This is a genomic window from Curtobacterium aurantiacum (genome assembly GCF_018598555.1).
In the GTDB taxonomy this organism is placed as follows: Bacteria; Actinomycetota; Actinomycetes; order Actinomycetales; family Microbacteriaceae; genus Curtobacterium; species Curtobacterium aurantiacum.
In genome coordinates this window covers 22,336-45,378 of record NZ_JAHEWN010000003.1, presented here as the reverse complement: position 1 = coordinate 45,378, position 23,043 = coordinate 22,336, and the positions used below count along the sequence as shown (strand labels likewise).

At 71.9% G+C, this 23,043-nt stretch carries 17 protein-coding genes; 11 read left to right on the top strand and 6 right to left on the bottom strand.

Annotated features, from left to right (window positions below):
- Window positions 1-30 precede the first annotated feature (30 nt).
- Complete coding sequence (locus KK087_RS03735) at window positions 31-1,026, bottom strand: DUF817 domain-containing protein (RefSeq protein WP_214564266.1); 996 nt, start codon at window positions 1,024-1,026, stop codon at window positions 31-33.
- Window positions 1,027-1,132: 106 nt separating this feature from the next.
- Here KK087_RS03735 and KK087_RS03730 point away from each other — a divergent pair, with 106 nt between their 5' ends.
- The 6 genes from KK087_RS03730 (at window position 1,133) to KK087_RS03705 (ending at window position 12,022) form a co-directional block, all read left to right on the top strand.
- Window positions 1,133-2,143 carry a glycerophosphodiester phosphodiesterase family protein gene (locus KK087_RS03730; RefSeq protein ID WP_214564265.1) on the top strand — a complete coding sequence of 337 codons (1,011 nt, stop codon included), beginning with the start codon at window positions 1,133-1,135 and terminating at the stop codon, window positions 2,141-2,143.
- A gap of 12 nt (window positions 2,144-2,155) precedes the next feature.
- Complete coding sequence (locus tag KK087_RS03725) at window positions 2,156-4,594, top strand: ATP-dependent helicase (protein WP_214564264.1); 2,439 nt, start codon at window positions 2,156-2,158, stop codon at window positions 4,592-4,594.
- 99 nt (window positions 4,595-4,693) lie between these two features.
- Window positions 4,694-6,640 (top strand): LamG-like jellyroll fold domain-containing protein, encoded by a 1,947-nt coding sequence (locus KK087_RS03720; RefSeq protein ID WP_214564263.1) that lies wholly within the window; start codon window positions 4,694-4,696, stop codon window positions 6,638-6,640.
- Window positions 6,641-6,759: 119 nt separating this feature from the next.
- The gene (locus KK087_RS03715) at window positions 6,760-8,184 is read left to right on the top strand and encodes a pyridoxal phosphate-dependent decarboxylase family protein (RefSeq protein WP_214564262.1); all 1,425 of its coding nucleotides are present in this window, start codon (window positions 6,760-6,762) and stop codon (window positions 8,182-8,184) included.
- The gene (locus KK087_RS03710; RefSeq protein WP_214564261.1) at window positions 8,181-9,611 is read left to right on the top strand and encodes a lysine N(6)-hydroxylase/L-ornithine N(5)-oxygenase family protein; all 1,431 of its coding nucleotides are present in this window, start codon (window positions 8,181-8,183) and stop codon (window positions 9,609-9,611) included. The genes KK087_RS03715 and KK087_RS03710 overlap by 4 nt, the downstream gene beginning before the upstream one ends.
- Complete coding sequence (locus KK087_RS03705) at window positions 9,608-12,022, top strand: GNAT family N-acetyltransferase (RefSeq protein WP_214564260.1); 2,415 nt, start codon at window positions 9,608-9,610, stop codon at window positions 12,020-12,022. Before KK087_RS03710 ends, KK087_RS03705 begins: the two co-directional genes overlap by 4 nt.
- A 29-nt stretch (window positions 12,023-12,051) precedes the next feature.
- Here KK087_RS03705 and KK087_RS03700 read toward each other — a convergent pair whose 3' ends face one another.
- The 5 genes from KK087_RS03700 to KK087_RS03680 all read right to left on the bottom strand — a co-directional run bounded on the left by KK087_RS03700 (window position 12,052) and on the right by KK087_RS03680 (window position 16,162).
- The gene (locus tag KK087_RS03700) at window positions 12,052-12,690 is read right to left on the bottom strand and encodes a pyridoxine/pyridoxamine 5'-phosphate oxidase (protein ID WP_214529350.1); all 639 of its coding nucleotides are present in this window, start codon (window positions 12,688-12,690) and stop codon (window positions 12,052-12,054) included.
- 64 nt (window positions 12,691-12,754) lie between these two features.
- Complete coding sequence (locus KK087_RS03695; RefSeq protein ID WP_307859962.1) at window positions 12,755-13,588, bottom strand: oxygenase MpaB family protein; 834 nt, start codon at window positions 13,586-13,588, stop codon at window positions 12,755-12,757.
- Window positions 13,585-13,950, bottom strand: a complete 366-nt coding sequence (locus KK087_RS03690) for a hypothetical protein (RefSeq protein ID WP_214564259.1) — start codon at window positions 13,948-13,950, stop codon at window positions 13,585-13,587. The genes KK087_RS03695 and KK087_RS03690 overlap by 4 nt, the downstream gene beginning before the upstream one ends.
- 50 nt (window positions 13,951-14,000) lie before the next feature.
- The gene (locus tag KK087_RS03685; RefSeq protein ID WP_214529345.1) at window positions 14,001-14,300 is read right to left on the bottom strand and encodes a hypothetical protein; all 300 of its coding nucleotides are present in this window, start codon (window positions 14,298-14,300) and stop codon (window positions 14,001-14,003) included.
- A gap of 230 nt (window positions 14,301-14,530) precedes the next feature.
- Window positions 14,531-16,162 (bottom strand): RecQ family ATP-dependent DNA helicase, encoded by a 1,632-nt coding sequence (locus tag KK087_RS03680; protein ID WP_214564258.1) that lies wholly within the window; start codon window positions 16,160-16,162, stop codon window positions 14,531-14,533.
- A gap of 220 nt (window positions 16,163-16,382) precedes the next feature.
- Here KK087_RS03680 and sucC point away from each other — a divergent pair, with 220 nt between their 5' ends.
- From sucC to purH, 5 genes are all read left to right on the top strand, one after another.
- The gene (gene sucC, locus KK087_RS03675; protein WP_214564257.1) at window positions 16,383-17,552 is read left to right on the top strand and encodes an ADP-forming succinate--CoA ligase subunit beta; all 1,170 of its coding nucleotides are present in this window, start codon (window positions 16,383-16,385) and stop codon (window positions 17,550-17,552) included.
- An 11-nt stretch (window positions 17,553-17,563) separates the two neighbouring features.
- Window positions 17,564-18,451, top strand: a complete 888-nt coding sequence (sucD, locus tag KK087_RS03670; RefSeq protein ID WP_214543322.1) for a succinate--CoA ligase subunit alpha — start codon at window positions 17,564-17,566, stop codon at window positions 18,449-18,451.
- A gap of 140 nt (window positions 18,452-18,591) precedes the next feature.
- On the top strand, window positions 18,592-20,631 hold the full coding sequence (locus KK087_RS03665) for a cell division protein PerM (protein ID WP_214564256.1): 2,040 nt from the start codon (window positions 18,592-18,594) through the stop codon (window positions 20,629-20,631).
- Between the two features lie 41 nt (window positions 20,632-20,672).
- Window positions 20,673-21,266, top strand: a complete 594-nt coding sequence (gene purN, locus KK087_RS03660; RefSeq protein ID WP_071404669.1) for a phosphoribosylglycinamide formyltransferase — start codon at window positions 20,673-20,675, stop codon at window positions 21,264-21,266.
- Entirely contained in the window at window positions 21,263-22,897 is a 1,635-nt protein-coding gene (purH, locus tag KK087_RS03655) for a bifunctional phosphoribosylaminoimidazolecarboxamide formyltransferase/IMP cyclohydrolase (RefSeq protein WP_214543320.1), read from the top strand. Before purN ends, purH begins: the two co-directional genes overlap by 4 nt.
- Window positions 22,898-23,043 lie beyond the last annotated feature (146 nt).

The window sequence follows — 23,043 nt, the reverse complement described above, 5'->3', positions numbered from 1 at the left end:
GTGTCCTCTTCCTAGGAGATTCGAGTCCTCTCAGCCTAGGTGCGCTCGGTCGCGGAAGGCTGAGGATTCGCGGCGAGCGGACGCGGGCCCGGAAGGCCCTGCCGAGGGAAGCCTAGGGTTGCACGCTGCGCGCATGCCTCGAAGACGTCGAGAGTCCGCCGTCGAGCGCGCCGAGCCCGACGGCAGCGCCGGGTACAGCCACGTGACGAGCGTGACCGAGATCGTCATGAGCAGGAACCACGCCACGATCTTGGTCGGGGCCACCGGCTGCCACACCGCGAGCTGCGCCGGGTAGCTCCACGCCCCGGCCCAGGTGGCGACGTTCTCGGCCGCCCAGATGAACACCGCGACGAGGGCCATCGCCACGAGCACGGGCATCCGCATCGTCGCCCGGTGGACCCGGACGTGCATGGTGGTGCGGGCGAAGAGCAGCAGCACGAGCGCGAGCAGGACGTACCGGGCATCTGCGACGAAGTGGTGGCCGAAGAAGTTCAGGTAGACACCGCCCGCGACGACGGCCAGCAGCCACTGCCGCGGGTACCGGTCGAACCGCAGGTCGAACAGCCGGTACACCCGCACCATGTACGAGCCGACGGCGCCGTACATGAACCCCGAGAACAGCGGCACCCCGGCGACGACGAGCAACCCGCCGGGCTCGTAGGTCCACGAACCCATGTGGGTCTTGAACACCTCCATCGCGGTGCCCACGACGTGGAAGAGCAGCACGACCCGGAGCTCCCGCAGGGTCTCGAGCCCGAACACGAGCATGCCGACCTGCAGCAGCACGGCCGCGATCGTCAGCACGTCGTTCCGCATCGCTGCCGGCACGGTCAGGTGCACCACGGCCATCGTGCCGAGCAGCAGCGCCCCGAACGCGCACGCCCAGGCCTGCTTCGCGCCGAACACCAGGAACTCGGTGACGAACACCCGGACGGGCCGGTGCGGTTGGCGCCCGGCATCGAGCACACGGCGTGCGGCACGGTCGATCCGGGCCTCGACGGCGGTGGAGAGCGAACGGACGGTCATGCGGCGATGCTCGGCGCCGACGCTGGGAACGACGGACTCCGGAGCGAGGAGTGTGTCCCGCGACACAGGCGGCCCGCCGGTCACCCACGGCAAGTAGGGTCGCGCCATGACCCTCGTCATCGCCCACCGCGGCGCGTCCGGCTACCGCCCCGAGCACTCGCGGAGTGCCTACGAGCTCGCGATCGAGCTCGGAGCCGACGCGATCGAACCGGACCTGGTGCCCACGAAGGACGGCGTGCTGGTGCTCCGGCACGAGAACGAGGTGTCGGGCACCACGGACGTCGCCGACCGCCCCGAGTTCCGGCACCTGCGCACGACGAAGACCGTCGACGGCCAGACGCTGACCGGCTGGTTCACCGAGGACTTCACGTGGTCCGAGCTGCAGACGCTCCGCACCCGCGAGCGCCTGCCGGTGCTGCGCCCGGGATCGGCCGAGCACGACGGGGAACAGCCGATCCTGCGGCTCGAGGACCTGCTCGCGATCCTCGACGCTGCGCCCCGCCCCGTCGGGCTCGTCGCCGAGGTCAAGCACGCCGCGTTCTTCGACCGCGCGGGGTTCCCGATGGGCGAGCTCATCGACGCTGCGCTCGGCGAGGCCGGGTGGCGGCAGGACGAGCGGCTCACGGTGGAGAGCTTCGAGAAGGGCGTGCTCCGGGACCTGCGTGCGCGTGGGACCGGCGGTCGGCTCGTGTACCTCCAGGAGGCCCGTGGCAGCGCCGCCGACGAGGTCGCGTCCCACGGGACGCTCGCACCGACCTACGCCGCCGAACGTTCCGAGGACGCGCTCGCGTCGTTCGCGGCCGAGTTCCACGGCATCAGCGTCGACCTGGGCACCCTGATGGCCGGCGTGGACAGCGTCGCACTCGACGACCCGACCCCGGTCCGCAGCGCGATCGTCGACCGCGCCCACGCCGCAGGCCTCGCGGTCTACACGTGGACCCTCCGTCCGGAGAACCGGTTCCTGCCGTCGCCACTGCGTCGGGGCGGCGACGTCGCGGCCTTCGGCGACTGGGAACGCTGGTTCGCGTCGGTGATCCGCACCGGACTCGACGGGGTGTTCGCCGACCACCCCGACCTGGCGGTGCTCGCTCGGTCCGCTGTCGGGGGTCCGGCCTAGACTGTTGCGGACATGACGATCGTGCTCGACCCCTTCGAATCGACGCCCGAGCCGGGCGCCGGTGCCCGCGCGTACGAAGACCCGTTCACCGCGGGTCTGAACCCCCAGCAGAAGGAAGCCGTCGAGTACCGCGGCGAGTCCCTGCTGATCGTGGCCGGCGCCGGTTCCGGCAAGACGAGCGTGCTCACCCGCCGCATCGCGCTGCTGCTCGCCAACCGCGAAGCCTGGCCCTCGCAGATCCTGGCGATCACGTTCACGAACAAGGCCGCGGCCGAGATGCGCGAGCGCGTCCGGGCACTGGTCGGTGGTGAGGCCGAGGGGATGTGGATCTCGACGTTCCACTCGGCGTGCGTGCGGATCCTCCGTCGTGAAGCCGAGCGGTTCGGGTTCCCGCAGTCGTTCACGATCTACGACTCCGCCGACTCCAAGGCGCTGCTGAAGCGGATCATCAAGGAGCTCGAAGCCGACTCCCTCGGGCTGACCGTCGGTGCCGCGGCGTCGAAGATCTCGAAGCTCAAGAACGAGCTGCAGGACATCGACACCTACGCGCGCAACATCAACGTGAACGACCCGCAAGAAGTCATGTTCACCGAGGTGTTCCGGCGCTACACGAACGAGCTCCGCCGGGCGAACGCGTTCGACTTCGACGACCTCATCGGCCAGACGGTGTTCCTGTTCCGGGCCTTCCCGGACGTCGCCGCGCTGTACCAGCGGCGTTTCCGGTACATCCTGGTCGACGAGTACCAGGACACGAACCACGCCCAGTACGCCCTGATCCGCGAGCTCACCCGCCCGGTGCCGGTCGAGCAGGTCGACAAGCTCGAGGACTCCGGCCAGCACGTCGCCCGGATGCGCGAGACCGACGGTTCCATCGCCCCCGCGTCCCTGACCGTGGTCGGCGACTCCGACCAGTCCATCTACGCGTTCCGCGGAGCGGACATCCGCAACATCGTCGAGTTCGAGCGCGACTTCCCGAACTCCAAGACGATCCTGCTCGAGCAGAACTACCGGTCCACGCAGAACATCCTCGACGCCGCGAACGCCGTCATCGCGAACAACTTCGACCGCCAGGCGAAGAGCCTGTTCACGGACGTCGGCGCCGGCGAGAAGATCATCGGCTTCACCGGGTACACCGGCCACGACGAGGCCCAGTTCGTCGCCGACGAGATCCAGCGCCTGCGCGAAGACGGCATGGACTACCGCGACATGGCGGTGTTCTACCGGACGAACTCGCAGACCCGTGCGCTGGAAGAGATCTTCATCCGCGCGGCGATCCCGTACCGGGTGCTCGGCGGCACCAAGTTCTACGAGCGAGCCGAGATCAAGGACGCGATGGCGTACCTGATCACCGTCGCCAACCCGGCCGACCCGATGTCGCTGCGGCGCATCCTCAACGTCCCGAAGCGCGGCATCGGCGCGGTCACCGAGACCACGCTGCAGCGCTACGCCGACGAGCACGAGACGACGATGCGCGACGCCCTGCGGCACGCGGGTGAGCTCGGGTTCGGGCCGAAGGTGCGGAACGCCATCACGGAGTTCGCCGCCCTGCTCGACTCGGTGTCCGAGAAGGCCCAGACCCAGCCGGTGGTCGACACCCTGACGCAGCTGCTCGACGGCTCCGGGCTGCTCGACAACCTGCGGAAGTCGCCCGACGCGCAGGACGCCGCTCGCGCCGACAACATCGACGAGCTCGTGGCCGTCACGCGGGAGTTCCAGAAGAACAATCCCGAGGGCACCCTGTCGGACTTCCTGACCGAGGTGTCGCTGGTCGCCGCGGCGGACGAGCTCGACGACTCCTCGGGCACGGTGTCGCTGATGACCCTGCACACCGCGAAGGGCCTGGAGTACGACGCGGTGTTCCTGACCGGCGTCGAGGAAGACCTGCTCCCGCACCGGATGTCCGCCAACGAACCCGGTGGTCCGTCCGAAGAGCGCCGGCTGTTCTACGTGGGCATCACCCGCGCCAAGAAGGTCCTGTTCCTGTCGCTCGCGATGACCCGCGCCCAGTTCGGCGACGTGAACGTGGCGATGCCCTCGCGCTTCCTGCAGGAGATCCCCGAGGGGCTCATCGAGTGGAAGCAGTCCCCGGGCATGGCCAACAGCCGCGGTGGCACGCAGCCCCGAGCCCTGAACGCCAAGCGTGACGGCGGCTTCAACGGTGGCGGCGGCTACCGCGGTGGTGGCGGCTGGGGCGGCGGCTCGTACGACCGTGCAGCGGCGGCCTCGAAGACCCGCCCGAAGACCGAGTGGGCGAACCGGGTGTCCGGGCAGGTGCGCGACAACGGCGACATGGAACTCGTCGCCGGCGACCGCATCAAGCACGTCGACTTCGGCGAGGGCACGGTGTCCGCGGTGACGGGTCAGGGTGCCAAGCGGATCGCCGAGATCGCGTTCGACTCGGCGGGCCGCAAGAAGCTCCTCATCAAGATCGCCCCGATCGAGAAGCTGTAGGAGTCCTCACCGGTCCACACCGAACTGGGGGGATCGGGAGATCTGGTGTTCACGGGGCCGACCCGGGGCGTTCCCCCACGGTCCGTACGGTGCCGAGCTGTGCAGAACACTCCTGGAGACCGCGACCGTACCCCCGTCTCCCGCCGCGGCTTCCTGGTCGGTTCCGGCCTGGCCGGTGCCGCGGGCCTCATGGCGTCGAACGGACTCGGCAGCGACCCGGCCGTGGCAGACGCGCTGACCGCGGCACCCGCCGTCGCCCCGGGGGCGCTCGGTGGACCAGCCGTGACGGCCCAGGCAGCGGTGACACGAGGACACACCGGTCGGTGGCACCCGGACACGACCTCGCCGCGCTTCACCGTCGCGGTGATGCCGGACACGCAGTACATGTTCGACGGGGCCGCGGTCGACCCGGCGCCGATGCGCGCCTCGCTCGAGTACGTCGTCCGCGAGCAGGCCCGGCACAACACGGTGTTCCTCGTCCACCTCGGCGACCTGACCCAGAACGGCGCGGCCTCCGAGATGCGTGCGTCCGGTGCGGTCTTCGACGTGCTCGACCGTGCCGGGGCGCCCTACAGCGTGCTCGCCGGGAACCACGACGTCGACTCGTCGACGGACGACCAGCGCGGCCGCACCCCGTACCTCGACGTGTTCGGCCCGCAGCGGTTCCGGAAGGCACCGGGCTGGATCGGTTCGAGCCCCGACGGCTACAACACCGCCCACCGGTTCACCGCGGCCGGCCGCGAGTGGGTCGTCCTGGCGCTCGACTGGCGGACGAGCGCGAGCGGGCTCGCCTGGGCCAGCTCCGTGCTCGCAGCCCGGCCGCACGCGCCGGTCATCCTCACGACGCACGCCCTCGTCGACTCGGACGCCGCCGGTGGGGCGGCGTTCGACCCCTACGGTCAGCAGCTCTGGGACTCCTTCATCACGAAGCACGACCAGGTGTTCCTGACGCTCAACGGGCACTACTGGGGGCCGGGTCGCACGACGGCGAAGAACGCCGTGGGACACGACGTCGCCCTGCACCTGACCAACTACCAGAACCGCTACTACGGCGGGGCGGCCATGATCCGGCTGTACCACGTCGACCTCGAACGGAACGTCATCGACGTCGAGACGCTGTCGCCGTTCCTGCTCGCTGGTGGGCTCGGCGAGGCGAACGAGCTCGCGGCCCAAGAGACCGCGCTCAGCGGCGACGTCGACCGCTTCACCATGGCGGTGGACTTCGACGCGCGCTTCGCGGGGTTCGCGCCGGTCGCACCACGGGCCTCCCGGCCGGCGGCACGCATGGTGGTGCCGGGGACGCTGGCGTACTGGCGGTTCGACGGCAACCCGGACGGGGCGGCGCTCGCGCCGACGACGCGGGTGCGCGACCAGAGCGGACGGGGGAACGACCTGGTGGTCGCGCGCCGGACCGGTGCCGTCGCGGGGGCGTTGCGCTGGACGGCGGCGCACCACCCCGACCAGCCGGGCGCCGGCGGCCTCGCACTGCAGGGCGGCAAGACCGGTGGGGACCACCTGCAGACCGTCGACACGGCTCCGCTCAACCGGACCCGGTTCCCCCACGGCTACACGGTCGAGGCGTTCTTCGCGCTGCCGACCACGTTCGACCCGAGCGCGAACGGGTTCAGCGCCCTGCTGTCGCAGTACTCGAGCGCCGGCCAGGTGGGGAAGGCGACCGGAGCCGACGGCGACCCGGACGAACCCGCCGTGACCCTGAGCCTGTCGGGGGACCGTGAACTGCAGTGGTGCGTGTACCCGGCGAGCCAGGACGGATCGCTGACGAACTGGGGCCACGAACTGCCACTCGGAGCCTGGTGGCACGTGGCCGTGGTGAACGACGGGACGCACACCGTTCTGTACGTCGACGGGTGCCCGGTCGTGCGGAACCCGTCCACCCCGAACCGCGGTCTGAGCACCGTCGGCAAGCCGTGGCTGCTCGGTGGGTACCGGTACGGCGGCAAGCTCGACAACGTGTTCGTCGGGTCGATCGGTGACGTGCGCATCGTCGGCCGGGCCCTGCAGCCGAGCGAGTTCATGAACGCCTGACGCCCCGGCGGGCGGACGCCTGACCGCCCCGGCAGACAAGCGTCTGACACGCCCGGCCGGTCGGAACGGCCCTCGTTCGGGTGGCACGATCGCGCTTTGTGAGGTTAGCCTTACCTAACGTGACACCTCCCATCGAACTCCTGACCACCGCCACCGCCGAGCGCTACCGCTCCGCCGTGACGTCGACGGTGGACCGTCTGGCCGACCGCTTCGCCGCCGCCGACCGTCCGACGACGGACACCGCTCCCGACGTCCTCCGGGCCCGGGTGCACGACGTCGACCTCGACGCCGAACCCCTCGGGACCGACCGCGCGCTCGCCGAACTCGACGAGCTGTTCGTCCGCGAAGCCGTCTGGTTCCACGACCCGGCCTACCTCGCGCACCTCAACTGCCCGGTCGCGCTGCCCGCGGTCGCCGCCGAGTCGGTCCTGGCCGCCGTGAACCCCTCGGTCGACACCTGGGACCAGTCCCGCATCGGCACCGAGATCGAGCGGCACGTCGTCGCCTGGCTCGCCGGTCGGATCGGGTTCGCCGCGGGGGACGGCATCTTCACCTCGGGCGGCTCGCAGTCGAACCTGCAGGCCCTGCTGCTGGCGCGCGAGGCCCTCGGCACCAACGGCACGGTGTTCACGACCGCGGAGACCCACTTCAGCATCGCGAAGTCCGCGCGGCTGCTCGGGCTCGAGGCCGTGGTCGCCGTCGCCACCGACCACACCGGCCGGATGGTGCCGGCCGCCCTCGCCGAGGCGATCGCCTCCGCCCGCGCAGCCGGGCAGACGCCGATGGCCGTCGTCGCGACCGCCGGCACGACCGACCGCGGGGTGATCGACCCGCTCGAGCCGATCGCGGACGTCTGCGATCTTGAGGATGTCTGGCTGCACGTCGACGCCGCGTACGGCTGCGGTCTGCTCGTGTCCCCGACCCGCCGGCACCTGCTCGACGGCGTCGAACGGGCCAGGAGCGTGACCGCCGACCTACACAAGTCGTTCTTCCAGCCGGTGTCGTCGAGCGCCCTGCTCGTCCAGCGCCCGGAGGACCTGCGCCGCACCGCCTGGTACGCCGACTACCTGAACCCCGAGGACGCCGCCGAGCCGAACCAGGTCGACAAGTCCCTGCAGACCACCCGCCGGTTCGACGCCCTGAAGCTCTGGGCCACCCTGCGCGCGACCGGGGCCGACGCGATCGGGGCCGCGTTCGACGCCGTCATCGACCTCGCCGCGGCCACCCACCGGATCGTCGACGAGCACCCCGACCTGGTGCTCGTCGCGCCGACGCAGCTCAGCACGGTGCTGTTCCGCTGGCAGCCCGCGGGCATGACGGACGCCGACGCCGACGCGCTGGTCGCCCCGATCCGCTCGGCCCTGCTCGCCGAGGGCCGGGTCCTCATCGCCAAGACGGTCATCGACGGCCGCCCGTGCAACAAGCTCACGCTGCTCAACCCGGAGACGACCCCCGCGCAGATGCGCACATCGCTGGAGCACGTCGTCGCGACGGCCGAGCGCGTCCGAGCGACCACCACCACGACCGAGGGAGCGACCCGATGACCGCCGACCGCACCGCCGACAGCGCAGGCGCCGACCGCACCGCCGACACCGCCACCGTCCACGACGTCGTCGGCATCGGCATCGGCCCGTTCAACCTCGGCCTCGCCTGCCTGACCGACCCGATCGCCGACCTCGACGCGGTGTTCCTCGACGCTGCCGACGGCTTCGCCTGGCACCACGGCATGATGCTCGACGACGCCACGATCCAGGTGCCGTTCCTCGCCGACCTGGTGACGATGGCCGACCCGACCTCGCCGTTCTCGTTCCTCGCCTGGCTCAAGGAGACCGGGCGGCTGTACCCGTTCTACATCCGCGAAGACTTCCACCCCCTGCGCAGCGAGTACGACGCCTACTGCCGCTGGGCAGCCGACCGGCTCGACACCCTGCGGTGGGGCCGCCGGGTGACCGCCGTCGAGCACGACCCGGTCACCGACACGTTCACGGTGCACGCCGAGACCGATCAGGGTCCCGAGACGTACCGCGCACACCACGTCGTCGTGGGCATCGGCACCGAGCCGTCCGTCCCCGCCCCGCTGCGCGGGATCGGCGGACCGGCGATCCACTCCGCCGAGTTCCTGCCGAACCGCGACGCCCTGCGCGACGCCGGGTCCATCGCCGTCGTGGGCAGCGGGCAGTCCGCCGCCGAGGTCTACCGCGAACTGCTCGAGGACGTCCGGCAGGACGGCTACCGCCTCGACTGGATCACGCGCTCGCCCCGGTTCTTCCCGATGGAGGACACCAAGCTCACCCTCGAGATGACGAGCCCGGAGTACACGGACCACTTCCACGGGTTGCCCGAAGCCGTCCGTGACCGCCTCGGCCGGGAGCAGCGCGGCCTGTACAAGGGCATCAGCGCCGACCTGGTCGACGACCTGTACGACCAGCTCTACCGGATCAGCGCGCGCGGCCCGGTCCCGACGACGCTCCGGACCGAGACGAGCGTCGTCGACGCCGCCTGGCTCGCCGACCGCGGTACCTACCGGCTGACGCTCCGCCACGAGCAGCTCGACCAGACGTACGAGCACGAGGTCGAGCAGCTGGTGCTCGCCACCGGGTACACCCCGCGGGTGCCGCGGTTCCTCGACCCGGTCGAGCACCTCGTCGCCCGCGACTCCCGCGGTCGCCTGGCCGTCGCCCGCGACCACCACGTCGACACCCTGGGCGGACGCATCTGGGTGCAGAACGCCGAGGAGCACACGCACGGCCTGACCGCACCCGACCTCGGCATGGGTGCGTGGCGGAACGCGTCGATCATCCGGTCCGTCACGGGTCGCCCCGTCTACGGCCTGGAGGCCCGGATCGCCTTCCAGGAGTTCGGCCTGCCCGCCTCGGGGCAGTCAACAGCAGCGCCGTCCACCGCCCACCCCGGCGCCGCGGAGCGGGCACCGGCCCGGCCAACGGCCGAGCGCGCGGAGGTGTCCGCATGAGCACGACCGTGACCACCACGGCGCCGGACGCGACCGCGCCTGGAGGAGCCGGGCCGGGCCTCCTGACCATCGAACCCGTGGACCCGGAACGCGACGCCGCCGTCGTGCAGTCGTGGCTCGCCCACCCGGCGTCGTCGTGGTGGGAGATGGGCGACCTCGACGTGGACGGCGTCCGCACCTACCTGGCCGGCGTGCAGGCAGACCCGGCGCAGGCAGCGTGGCTCGGCCGCCGGAACGGCGAACCGTGCTTCCTGGCGGAGACCTACGACCCCTCCGCCGTCCTGCTCACCGACGTGTGGGCCGCCGAACCCGGCGACGTCGGCATGCACCTGCTCGTCGCGCCGGCGCCGACCGAGGGCCGCGTGTCCGGGCTGACGAGCGCCGTGATGCGCGCGGTCGTCGAACACTGCCGCGACGTCCTGGGCGCGCGGAGGGTCGTCGTCGAACCGGACGTGCGGAACACCGCCGTGCAGGCGAAGAACGCCGAGGTCGGGTTCCGCGCGCTCCGTCAGGTGGACGTCGACGGCAAGCGGGCACTGCTGTCGGTGCTCGACACCGGTCGCATCGGCGTGCCCGACGATGACGGGCCCGCCGCACACCTGCGGCCCGAGCACCTGGAACCCGCCGAACGACACCTCGTCGCGAAGGTGATCGCGGAGTTCACCCACGAACGGCTGATCGCTCCCGTGCCCGACGGGGACGGGTGGCGGCTCGCCGCGGGGGAGTCGACCTACCGGTTCCGGGCGCGGCAGCACCTGCTCGAGCACTGGTCGATGGACGAGGGCTCGCTGACGCGGACGCGTGCGGGGGTGCCGGCGCCGCTCAGCGCGCAGGAGCTCGTGCTCGAGCTGGGCGCGGTGCTCGGGATCCCCGACGAGTTGCTCGGCACGTACCTGGAGGAGATCGCGTCGACGCTGGCGAGTGCCGCGGCGAAGCACCGGCGGGGCGGGCCGTCGGCTGGGCAGTTGGCGTGGGGGCGGGGCGGGGCCCGTTCGTCCGGTTCGGCTGGTCCGTCCGGTTCGGCCGGTTCGGCGGGTTCGTCCGTCGAGGACGTCGTCGCGTCGTTCCAGGACGTCGAGGCGGCGATGACCGAGGGGCACCCGGCGTTCGTCGCCGCCAACGGTCGGATCGGGTTCGGACTCGACGAGTACCGGGCGTTCGCGCCCGAGTCCGGCGGGCGGTTCCGGTACCGGTGGCTCGCCGCCCGACGCGAGCACACGCACCTGGCGCTCGCCGCGGACCGGACCGAGCAGGCGCACTGGGAGTCCGAGCTGTCGGCGGCGGTCGTGGCCGGGTTCCGCGCCACGCTGGAGCGTCGCGGGCTCGACCCCGACGACTACGTGTGGCTGCCCGTGCACCCGTGGCAGTGGCAGCACCGGATCGCCGTGACCTTCGCACCCGACCTCGGGCGGCAGGACCTGGTCGACCTGGGCGAGGGACCCGACGAGTACCAGCCACAGCAGTCCATCCGCACCGCTTTCAACCGCACCGAGCCGTCACGCTCGTACGTGAAGACGGCGCTCGCCGTGCAGAACATGGGGTTCCTGCGGGGGATGTCCCCCGCGTACATGCGGAACACCCCGGCGGTGAACGACTGGGTCGAGTCGATCGTCGCCGCCGACCCGACGCTCGCGTCCGTCGGGTTCTCGGTGCTCCGGGAGCACGCCGCCATCGGCTACACCGGGGACGCCTACCACCGGGTCGACGTGTCCTCGCCGCAGCGCAAGATGCTCGCGGCCCTGTGGCGGGAGAGCCCGATCCCCCGGAGGGCCGATGGGGAGCGGCTGCTCACGATGGCCGCACTGCTGCACCGGGACGCCTCGGGGAACGCCGTGGTCTCGGCGCTGATCGAGGCCTCCGGCCTGCCCGCCGACGTCTGGGTCCGGCGGTGGCTCGACGCCTACCTGCTGCCCGTCGTGCACTGCCTGACCGTGCACGACCTGGTGTTCATGCCGCACGGCGAGAACCTGGTGCTCGTCGTGCGCGACGGTGTCGTGGTCCGCGCCGTGATGAAGGACATCGGCGAAGAGGCCGCGGTGCTCGGTCGGCACGACGACCGCCCGGTACCCGCCGACATCGACCGGATCGTGCACCCGGTGTCCGACGACGAGGCCGCGCTCGCGGTGTTCACCGACGTGTTCGACGGGGTGCTGCGGTTCGTCGCCGCGATCCTCGACGACGACGGGGTGCTGCCGGAGTCCCGCTTCTGGCAGGTCGTGGGGGAGTGCATCGACGACCACGCCGCCGCGCACCCCGACCGTCGTCGTCCACTGGACCTGCGGGTGCCGACGTTCGAGCACTCGTGCCTGAACCGGTTGCAGCTGCGGAACACCCTGTCGATGGTCGACCTGGCGGACCAGTCGGCGTCGCTCATCCGGGCGGGGGCGATGGCGAACCCGATCGGGCGGTAGGCGGGCGCCGGGCACCGGCAGGTGCGGGGCTACGGCTGGAGGCGGGTGGCCGTCCAGGCTCCCTCGGCGAGGGCGTACTGCAGTCGTCGGTGCATCCGGTCACGGCTGCCGTGCCAGAACTCCACGATGTCGGGCTCGAGACGCCAGGCGACCCACCGCGCCGGGCGGGGGACGTCGTCGCCGGACTCGTCGAGCAGGTCGTTCGCGTCGTCGATCAGGTCCTGCAGTGTCCGTGGCTCGAGCACGGCCGACTGGTCCGCGATGGCCGTCGCGGCGCGTGACTTCGGGGAGCGGTCGGCGAACAGGGCGTCGGACTCGGCGTCCGACAGCCGGACGACGTGGCCCTCGAACCGGAGCTGCTGCATCGTCTCGCGCCAGTACGCCTGCAGGGCCGCGTGCGGGTTCTCGGCGAGCTGCCGGCCCTTCGGACTGTCCTCAGACGTGCCGAAGACCAGTCCGTCCGCCTCGATGCGCTTCACGTCGACGGTGCGAGCGGACACGCGGCCGTCGGCACCGGCCGTGGCGAGGGTCATCGACAACGGCTCGGAGACCTCCCGGTCCTCCGCTGCGGTCAGCCACTCGCGAGCGAGGTCGAGCGGAGACGCCGGCGGGCTGTCGAACTCGGGCAGGTGCAGGGAGTCGTCACCGGAGAGCGGAGCAGAGGACATGGACCCACCCAACCGTGCGCAGGTCGTCGACGCCCAGGAAGTCCGGTGTCCGCGCCGAGGCGGGTCACACCGCGTACCGCCGAGCGGTCCGCCGCATCGCCCGCAGCAGCAGCGGACCCGGCACCCGCAGCAGCACCCCCGGCACCAGTGCCCGCACCCTGGCCACCACCCGGACGGTGCGCCGGAAACGCCGTTCCTCCCGCGGCCCCCACGCGAAGCCGTACGCCGTGCGCACCCGCTCCGGCAGCATCCCCACCGTCACGATGCGCACCAGGGGCATCACCGACCGCACCCACAGCGGCGCGAACCGCGGGTGCAGCAGGTCACGGACGACCCCACGGGCGTCGTCGGTGACCTCGAGCCCGTCCAGCGTCCGCTGCCAGTACCGGTCGAACGCCGCCACCGAGGCCGGCCAACGCTCCGCCGGCACCCGCAGCGCGGTCGCGATCGGGGCGTAGGCGGCGAGGACCTGTTCGGCGCGGTCAGCGGAGACGCGTGTGCCGAACAGGTCGTGCGCCTGCCGGGCCGAGTCGAACAGGGTCGCGGCCACCCAGAGCTGCCGGTCGACGTCGTCGGCGCCGGCGACGGGCCGGTGCGCACGGTTGACGAAGCCCGCTGCGGTCGCCGAGTCGGATTCCGTGCCGACGACGACGGCGTAGATGAACATCAGGGTGTGGGCGAGCCGCTGCTGGGGGCGCCGGGCGAAGTCCGAGTGCCGCCGGACACCGGCCGCGACGACCGGGTCGGCGATCTGCAGCAGGATGGCGCGGCCGCCCGCGGCCACGGGCGTGCTGTCGGCGAGGAAGCGACGCAGGCGACGGTCGTGGACGCGCCCAGCAGGCGGACGGGAGGCACGGCGCGGGTCGTGTGCCGCGCCTCCAGGCCGTGGGGTGGTCACGCCGCACCCCGTCGACGTCGCGCCCGCAGGACGGGCCACAGGTCCACGGCGATCGCCGCGAGGAGCGCGACTGCGCCCAGAACCAGGGCGACCAGTGCGTACGAGGCGTCGACCGGTGCGTCACCGGTCAGGGCGAGGAGCGTCGCGACGAGCCAGATCGCGGGGAGCGGCCAGAGGCGGGTCGGCGATCCGGTGACGATCGCGACGACGACGCCGATGACGAGCAGCGGCACCCATCGCCCGGTCGGTTCGGAGCGGGCGGCGAGGTGTGCCGAGGCCGCGACCAGGAGCATCGCGGCGACCGCCACCAGCCGCGCTGCCGAGGGCATGCTGCGGACACTGGCGCGGACTCGTCGGAACACGGCCCGATGCTACCGAGCCGTGTTCCGGATGAGCCGGGTCGCGGGGAGGGTCAGAGCGGCTTCGTGCCGAGGTCGTTGCCCAGGTCGGCGCGGTCCTCGTCCTGCTCGTTCTCGTGCTCCCACAGGTCGGGCGAGCCCTCGCGCGGGGAACCGCCGGTCGGACCGTCGTCGGTGCCGTCACCGGGCTGCGGCTCCACCGTCTCGCCGGCGACCGCGTCGTTCGTCACCGTCTCGAGGGACTCCTCGGCCTCGTCCACCTCGTACGGGCCGACGTGCTCACGGTCGATGTCGTCGTCACGACGCTGGTGGGCGTCGAAGCCGTCGACGGGGCTGATGCCGGGGTCACTCATGGTGGTTCCTTTCCGTAGCGGGCTTCCTGCCTACCCGTCGGTGCTTGGCGACTGTCCGGTTTCGTGTCGTGTTCACCCGGGCGTCACCTCCCGGTCACACCGCCCCGGCAGCATCGCCGATGCTCGGGGGAGTGGAGCGCGGTCGCCGACGGGTGGTCGAGCGACCGCGCCTTCCCCGCCCGGGCCGGCTGCGCCGGTGCGCTGGCCGGTGCGCTTCGTCCGCGCCGCGGTCAGACGCGTTCGAGCAGGTCGCGCTGCTCGACGTCGGCGAGTGCCAGGGTGCGGTACCCGGCGGACTCGAAGAACACGGTGATGCGGTCTTCCTCGGTGCTCATCACCACGCCCGTGCCCCACTCGGCGTGCTCGACCCGGGCGTCCGGCGGCCAGGCGTCGTCGTTCGCACCGTCGGCCACGTGGGTGGAGGCGTCGTGGGCGGTGCCGGAGGAACAGGTGTCGCAGTTGCCGCACGGTTCCGGCAGCTCGTCGCCGAAGTAGCCGAGCAGGAACTGCCGTCGGCACCCGTTCGTCTCGGCGAGCTGCCGCATCATCGCGATGCGGGACTCCTCGACCCGTTCCCGCTCGGCCGCTCGGTCGGCGGTGGCGCGCGCCGCGTGGTCCGCGTCCTGCGGGCCGTCCGGCACCCGGGCGACACCGTCGACGTCGTCCCGCAGCGCGCCGGCGTCGAGCAGGGCGTTGAGCGCACGACCGGCGGTCCGGGCGGACAGACCAGACGCCTGCACGAGGGCGGACCGCGCGATGGAGCCGGTCGCCGGGACCGCGTCGAACACGGCCCGGACCGATGCCGGTCGTGGCGATCCGGAGGCGAAGAAGGTGCGCAGGCCGAAGTCCTCGGCGCGGTAGTGCAGGGTGGCGCCGGCCGGTTCGGCATCCCGCCCGGCCCGCCCGATCTCCTGGTAGTAGGCGTCGATCGACTCGGGGACGTCGGCGTGCACGACGTTCCGGACGTCGGGTTTGTCGATGCCCATGCCGAACGCACTCGTCGCGACCACCACGTCGACGTCGCCGTCGAGGAACCCGGTGTGCACGGCCTCGCGCTCCGCCACCCGCATGCCGGCGTGGTACGGCTGGGCCCGGCGACCGCGGGCTGCGAGGGCGTCGGCGTACTCGGTCGTCGCCGCGCGGGTGGCGACGTAGACGACCGTGGGCCCGTCGAGCTCGGCGACCTGGTCGACCACGGCCCGGCGCTTCTCGGTGTCCTCGGCGTGCCGGACCACCTCGAGCCGGATGCCGGGACGGTCGAACCCCGAGGCGAGCACGAACGGGTCGCGCATCCCGAGCCGGTCGACGATGTCGTCCCGGACCGGAGCGGAGCCCGTCGCGGTCAGGGCGAGCACCGGCGGGCGGCCGAGACGCTCCGTGACCTCGCCGAGCGCCAGGTAGTCCGGTCGGAAGTCGTGGCCCCAGGACGAGATGCAGTGGGCCTCGTCGACGGCGACCAGCGCGACCCCGGCGTCGCGGAGCCGCTCGAGCACGTCGTCCTTCACGAGCTGCTCGGGCGCCAGGAACACGTAGCCGGCTGCACCCCCGGCGACGGCGTCCCACGCATCGGCGACGTCCCGTGCCTTCTTCGTGGCGTTCAGGGCGACGGCGCGGGGTGCGTCCGGATGGTGCTCGAGCCCGACCACCTGGTCCTCCTGCAGCGCGACGAGTGGGGAGACGACCACGACGAGGCCGTCCAGCCCGAGGCCGGCGACCTGGTAGATGGCGGACTTGCCCGATCCGGTCGGCATGACGGCGAGGGCGTCGCGGCCGTCCAGCACGGCGTCGATGACGGATTCCTGGTCGGGACGGAGCTCCCAGCCGAAGACCTCGGTGGCGCGGGTACGGAGTGCAGGCTTCACCGATCCACCGTGCCGAGCAGATCCTGGAACCCTTCGCGGCGATGCGCGCAACGGCTGATGCGGCTTCCGGCGCCCGGTTGCACCAGCCTGCACCGGCCGTCCACCGAGCAGCGCTAGGCTGCGTGGCGGCCGTTGTCTCGACATCGAGCGACCCTCGATGTGGAGAGCGCGACCGGGAAACCGATGCCGATCGCACGAACCGTGCGGGAAGAAGAACAGCGTGGATCTTTTCGAGTATCAGGCCAGGGACCTCTTCGAGTCCTACGGCGTCCCCGTGTTGCAGGGGATCATCGCCGACACCCCCGAGCAGGCGAAGGCGGCGGCCGAGAAGATCGGTGGCGTCGTGGTCGTCAAGGCGCAGGTGAAGGTCGGCGGTCGCGGCAAGGCCGGTGGCGTCAAGGTCGCGAAGACCCCGGACCAGGCGTTCGAGCACGCGCAGGCCATCCTCGGCCTCGACATCAAGGGCCACACGGTCCAGCGCGTCATGGTCGCCCAGGGCGCCGACATCGCCGAGGAGTTCTACTTCTCCGTGCTGCTCGACCGCGCGAACCGCTCCTACCTCTCGCTCACCAGCGTCGAGGGCGGCATGGAGATCGAGCAGCTCGCCGTCGAGAAGCCCGAGGCGCTCGCCCGCGTCGAGGTCGACCCGCTCACAGGCATCGACAAGGCAGCCGCGCTCGAGATCGCCACGCAGGCGAACTTCCCGGAGTCGCTCCGCGATCAGGTCGCCGACGTCTTCGTGAAGCTCTACGACGTCTACAAGGGCGAGGACGCGACCCTCGTCGAGGTGAACCCGCTCGTCCGCACCGGCGACGGCCAGATCCTGGCACTCGACGGCAAGGTCTCGCTCGACGAGAACGCCGACTTCCGGCACGAGGGCCACAAGCAGCTCGAGGACACCGCCAGCGAGGACCCGCTCGAGGCCAAGGCGAAGGCCCACGGGCTGAACTACGTCAAGCTCGACGGCCAGGTCGGCGTCATCGGCAACGGCGCGGGGCTCGTCATGTCGACGCTCGACGTCGTCGCCTACGCCGGTGAGCGCCACGGCGGCGTGAAGCCCGCCAACTTCCTCGACATCGGCGGCGGTGCTTCGGCCGAGGTGATGGCCAACGGCCTCGACGTCATCCTCGGTGACCCGCAGGTGAAGAGCGTCTTCGTGAACGTCTTCGGCGGCATCACCGCCTGCGACGCCGTCGCGAACGGCATCGTCGCCGCGCTCGGCATCCTCGGCGACGCGGCCACCAAGCCGCTCGTCGTGCGCCTCGACGGCAACAACGTGGAAGAGGGTCGCCGGATCCTGGCGGAGGCAGCGCACCCGCTCGTCACCGTCGCCGCGACCATGGACGATGCGGCCGAGAAGGCCGCCGAACTCGCCGCCGCAGCGGCCTGAAGGGACTGACCATGTCGATCTTCCTCAACAAGGACTCCAAGGTCATCGTCCAGGGCATCACCGGTGGCGAGGGCACGAAGCACACCGCCCTGATGCTCAAGGCCGGTACGAACGTCGTCGGCGGTGTCAACGCCCGCAAGGCCGGCACCACCGTCACCCACGGCGACGTGTCGCTGCCGGTCTTCGGCACCGTCCGCGAGGCCATCGACACCACCGGTGCCGACGTCTCGATCGTCTTCGTCCCGCCGGCCTTCGCGAAGGACGCCGTGCTCGAGGCCATCGACGCCGAGATCCCGCTCGTCGTCGTCATCACCGAGGGCATCCCCGTGCAGGACTCGGCCGAGTTCTGGGCGCACGCCAAGGCGAAGGGCGGCGCGACCCGGATCATCGGCCCGAACTGCCCCGGCATCATCACCCCGGGGGAGTCGCTCGTCGGCATCACCCCGGCGACGATCACCGGCAAGGGCCCGATCGGACTCGTCTCGAAGTCCGGCACCCTGACCTACCAGATGATGTACGAGCTCCGTGACCTGGGCTTCTCGACCGCCATCGGCATCGGCGGTGACCCGGTCATCGGCACGACGCACATCGACGCGCTCGCCGCGTTCGAGGCCGACCCGGAGACCGAGGCCATCGTGATGATCGGTGAGATCGGTGGCGACGCGGAAGAGCGTGCAGCCGAGTTCATCAAGGCGCACGTCACCAAGCCCGTCGTCGGTTACGTCGCGGGCTTCACCGCTCCGGAGGGCAAGACGATGGGCCACGCCGGCGCGATCGTGTCCGGTTCGGCCGGCACGGCCGAGGCGAAGAAGCAGGCGCTCGAGGCCGCCGGGGTCAAGGTCGGCAAGACGCCGTCCGAGACCGCCGCGCTGCTGCGCGAGGTCGTCGCCGCTCGCTAGCGGTTCGTCCTCCCGCAAAACACCGGTGTTCGTCGATTGAACCGCGTCCTGCGCGTGTTCGTCCTGCGAACACCGGTGTTTTGCGTCGGCAGCCGCGCGGCTCCAGGGTGCCCGCGCGAGGGGCACGTATCCTCGCTGCGATGAACCGCCTGGGAACCGCTCTGCTCGCCGCGATCGAGGCGGTCGTGACGGTCGGCGTCGGCATCGGGATCGCCCTCGTGCCCCTGACGCTGCTCTGGGGGTTCGAGTACGGCCTGCAGGTCGACTGGGACGTCTTCTGGAAGGCCACCGGCAGCGTCTGGCTCGTCGGCCACGGCGTCGACGTCTCGTTCCTGCTCGGGTCCGCCCTGGCGAAGAGCACCGGGGTCAGCGGCGCCGCCGATCCCATCCACGTGACCCTCGCCGCGCTCGGGTTCGCGGTCGTCACCGCCTGGCTCGGTGCCCGCGCCGGTCGTCGGTTCGCGGAGACCGAGCACCGCACCACCGGGCTCCTGGTCGGCACCGCGGTCGTCGCGGTCCTCGGCCTGGCCGTCGCCCTGTCGTCGACGTCCGCCGCCACCCGCCCGACCATCTGGCAGGCCGTGGTGCTGCCAGCACTCTGGTTCGGGATCCCGGCACTCGTGACCTCCGAGGTCTGCCGGCGTCGCCGCGGCATGCCGGCCGACGCCGGGACCCAGCGGGTCATCGACCTGCTCGACCGCGTCCCGGCGGTCTGGCGTGCCGTCGCCACGTTCGGTCTGCGCGCCGGGACCGCCGCGACCGCCGTGGTCGTCGGGGTCGCCGCGGTGCTGGTCGGCCTGCTCCTCTTCACCTCGTTCGCCGAGGTCATCACCCTCTACGAGCAGTCGCACGCCGGCGTCATCGGCGGGATCGCGCTCACCGTCGGGCAGCTCGCGTTCCTGCCGGACTTCGTCGGGTGGGCGACCTCGTGGCTGATCGGCCCCGGTTTCGCGATCGGCACCGGGTCGAGCGTGTCCCCGATCGCGACGACCCTGGGCCCCATCCCCGGTCTGCCGGTCTTCGGCGCGCTGCCGACCTCGGGGCACACCTTCGGGCTCGTCTGGATCCTCGTGCCGGTCATCGCCGGGTTCGCGGTCGGCGGGTCGATGCGGCCGCGGCTGGTGCGCGCACTGGGCGCCGCCGACTCCGCGCTGCACCGTGCGCTCGGCGGTGTCGTCGCAGGACTCGTGGCCGGTGTGCTCACGGGGCTGATCGCCTGGGTGTCGTCCGGCTCGTTCGGCCCCGGGCGCCTGGCCGACGTCGGCCCGAACGCCCTCGCGGTCGGTGGGTTCGCCGCGCTCGAGGTCGGCCTGCCGGCGATCATCGCCCTCGCCGCGGGCAGCGACCTCGTCCGGCTGCCGGACCGCGGCTGGACGCGCGAGCGCTGGACCGAGGTCGACGACGACGACACGGCGCGCGACGGGGTCGACGTCGGTGAGGGTTCCCTGCTCGCCGCACTCGACCAGGCCGGGGCCGGGCGCACCACCGACGTGCACCGCTTCGTGGTCGAGGAGTCCCACGACGGGTCAACCGCTGCACGATCCCGCGCAGCGACCGAGCACGTGACCGAGCCGATCGGCACCGAGCCGGTCACCGACGAGCCCGCCGAAGCGGACCCGGCACCCGAACGGCCCGCACCCGCACCCCCGTCCGTCGCACCGCGCGCTGGCGACACCGAGCACGACGTCGAACTCCCCGACTGGGCGAAGACCGACGCCGTGGCTTCCGAACGCCTGGCCGCCGAGCCCGGGCCGCCGCGCCGGAGTGCCGGGCGTGCGGCGCTCAGTGGTCTCCGCGACCGTCTCGCGGGCGCTGCCGACGGCATCCGCGGCCGGGCCGGCGAGCTCCGCGACCGCGTGACGGGGTCCGACGCCGAACCGCAGCAGCTCAGCCCCGAGCAGCCCAGCCCCGAGCGACCCGCAGCGCCCGCCCCGGCAGCTGCACCCACCCCGGTGCCCACCGACGCCCAGCCCGCGTTCCCGTGGAGCACCGAGGAGTTCGTCGCCGGCCGCGACGACGTGGACGTGACGGCCGAGGCGGACCGCTTGGACGTCGCGCCCGACACCCGAGCGTCCGCCTCGAAGCCGGCGGAGCCGTCCCGCCCGGCGAAGTGGGACGTCACCGACCAGATCCCCGAGGACGAGCTGCCCTGGTGGCGGCAGCCGAAGGACGACCGGTAACAGCGCCCGTCGGGTCCGTGCCTGCCGGTAGGGTTGGTGCCGTGCTCGAACTGGTCGTCCTGATCTCCGGTACCGGGTCGAACCTCCGAGCCCTGCTCGAAGCGACCTTCGACGCCGAGTACCCCGCCCGTGTCGTCGCCATCGGTGCCGACCGTGACGCCGAGGGCCTCGGCCTGGGCGAGGAGTTCTCGATCCCGACCTTCACGGTGCCGTTCACCCGCTACGACTCGCGCGCCGAGTGGGGCCAGGCCCTGGCGGAGCAGATCCGCCCGTGGTCGCCCGACCTGCTCGTGCTCTCCGGCCTCATGCGCCTGCTGCCCCCGGCCGTGGTGTCCGAGTTCGCCCCGGGGATCATCAACACCCACCCGGCCTACCTGCCCGAGTTCCCCGGTGCCCACGGCGTGCGGGACGCCCTCGCCGCCGGCGTCACCGAGACCGGTGCGAGCGTGATCGCGGTCGACGACGGCGTCGACACGGGCCCGATCCTCGCCCAGGAACGCATCCCGGTGCTGCCGGGCGACACCGAGTCGACGCTGCACGACCGCATCAAGCCGGTCGAGCGCCGCCTGCTCATCCAGACCATCCTCGACATCGCCAACGGCACCACCGACCTGAAGGGCACCCCGAGCGCATGAGCGTGCACGCAGCCGACCCCAGCCTCTACCGCGACCGCGACGTGGTCCCGGTCCGCCGTGCACTGATCTCGGTGAGCGACAAGTCCGGCCTGCTCGAGCTCGCCGGCGCCCTGGCCGACTCCGGGGTCGAGATCGTGTCGACCGGCTCCACCGCGCAGACCATCCGCGACGCCGGGTACGCCGTGACCGACGTCGCGAGCGTCACCGGTTTCCCCGAGTCGCTCGACGGCCGGGTGAAGACCCTGCACCCGTCGGTGCACGCCGGCCTGCTCGCCGACCTGCGGCTCGAGTCGCACGAGCAGCAGCTCGCCGACCTCGACATCGCGCCGTTCGAGCTCGTCGTCGTGAACCTCTACCCGTTCGTCGAGACCGTGGCGTCGGGTGCCGACACCGCGACCGTGGTCGAGAACGTCGACATCGGCGGCCCGGCGATGGTCCGTGCGTCGGCGAAGAACCACCCGAACGTGGCGATCGTCGTGTCCCCGGCGTCCTACCCCGAGGTCGTCGAGGCCGTGCGTGCCGGCGGCACCACGCTCGAGCTCCGGAAGCGCCTCGCCGCCCAGGCCTTCGCGCACACCGCCGCCTACGACACCGCGGTGGCGTCCTACTTCGCGAGCGACGTCGTCACCGCCGCCGCAGCCCCGACGACCGCCGGCGACATCCGGACCCCGGGTACCTTCGACGAACACCTGTCCTTCGGTGCCGAGCTGTCGGCGACCCTGCGCTACGGCGAGAACGCGCACCAGGCCGCGGCGCTCTACACGTCGACGGACGGCACCGGCATCGCCCAGGCGACGCAGCTGCACGGCAAGGAGATGTCGTACAACAACTACGTCGACGCCGACGCTGCGGTCCGTGCGGCCTTCGACTTCGACGAGCCCGCCGTCGCGATCATCAAGCACGCCAACCCGTGCGGCATCGCGATCGCCCCGTCCGACGCCGCCGACCCCATCGCCTCGGCCCACGCCGCCGCACACGCCTGCGATCCGCTCTCGGCGTTCGGCGGGGTCATCGCCGCGAACCGCCCGGTCACCGTGGCCATGGCCGAGACCGTGAAGGACATCTTCACCGAGGTGGTCGTCGCCCCCGGGTTCGACCCCGAGGCCCTCGAGATCCTGTCGCGCAAGAAGAACATCCGCCTGCTCACGCTGCCGGCCGACTTCGCGCTCGCCGACCGCGAGGTCAAGCAGATCTCCGGCGGGTTCCTGGTGCAGGACGCCGACCGCTTCACCGGCTTCGACCAGGCCACGTGGACCCTGGTCGCCGGCGAGCCCGCGGACGAGCAGACCCTCGCCGACCTGGCCTTCGCGTGGCGTGCGAGCCGTTCGGTGAAGTCGAACGCGATCCTGCTGGCGAACCGGGGCGCGAGCGTCGGCGTCGGCATGGGCCAGGTCAACCGGGTCGACTCGTGCCACCTCGCCGTGAACCGTGCGGGGGACCGGGCGACCGGCAGTGTCGCGGCGTCGGACGCGTTCTTCCCGTTCGCCGACGGCCTGCAGGTGCTGCTCGACGCTGGTGTCCGTGCGGTGGCGCAGCCCGGTGGCAGCGTCCGCGACGACGAGGTCATCGCTGCGGCGAAGGCAGCCGGCGTCACGATGTACTTCACGAGCGAGCGCCATTTCTTCCACTGATGTGAACAATCGGTGGCGAACCATTGCGCGCCGTGAGTCACTGTGAATAGTCTGTAAGGCTCCGCGGCAGGCAGCCGACGATCCCTCGGGACCGGCGGCACCGCGGACACAACGGTGACGAAGACGACGACTGGAGTGACGATGGA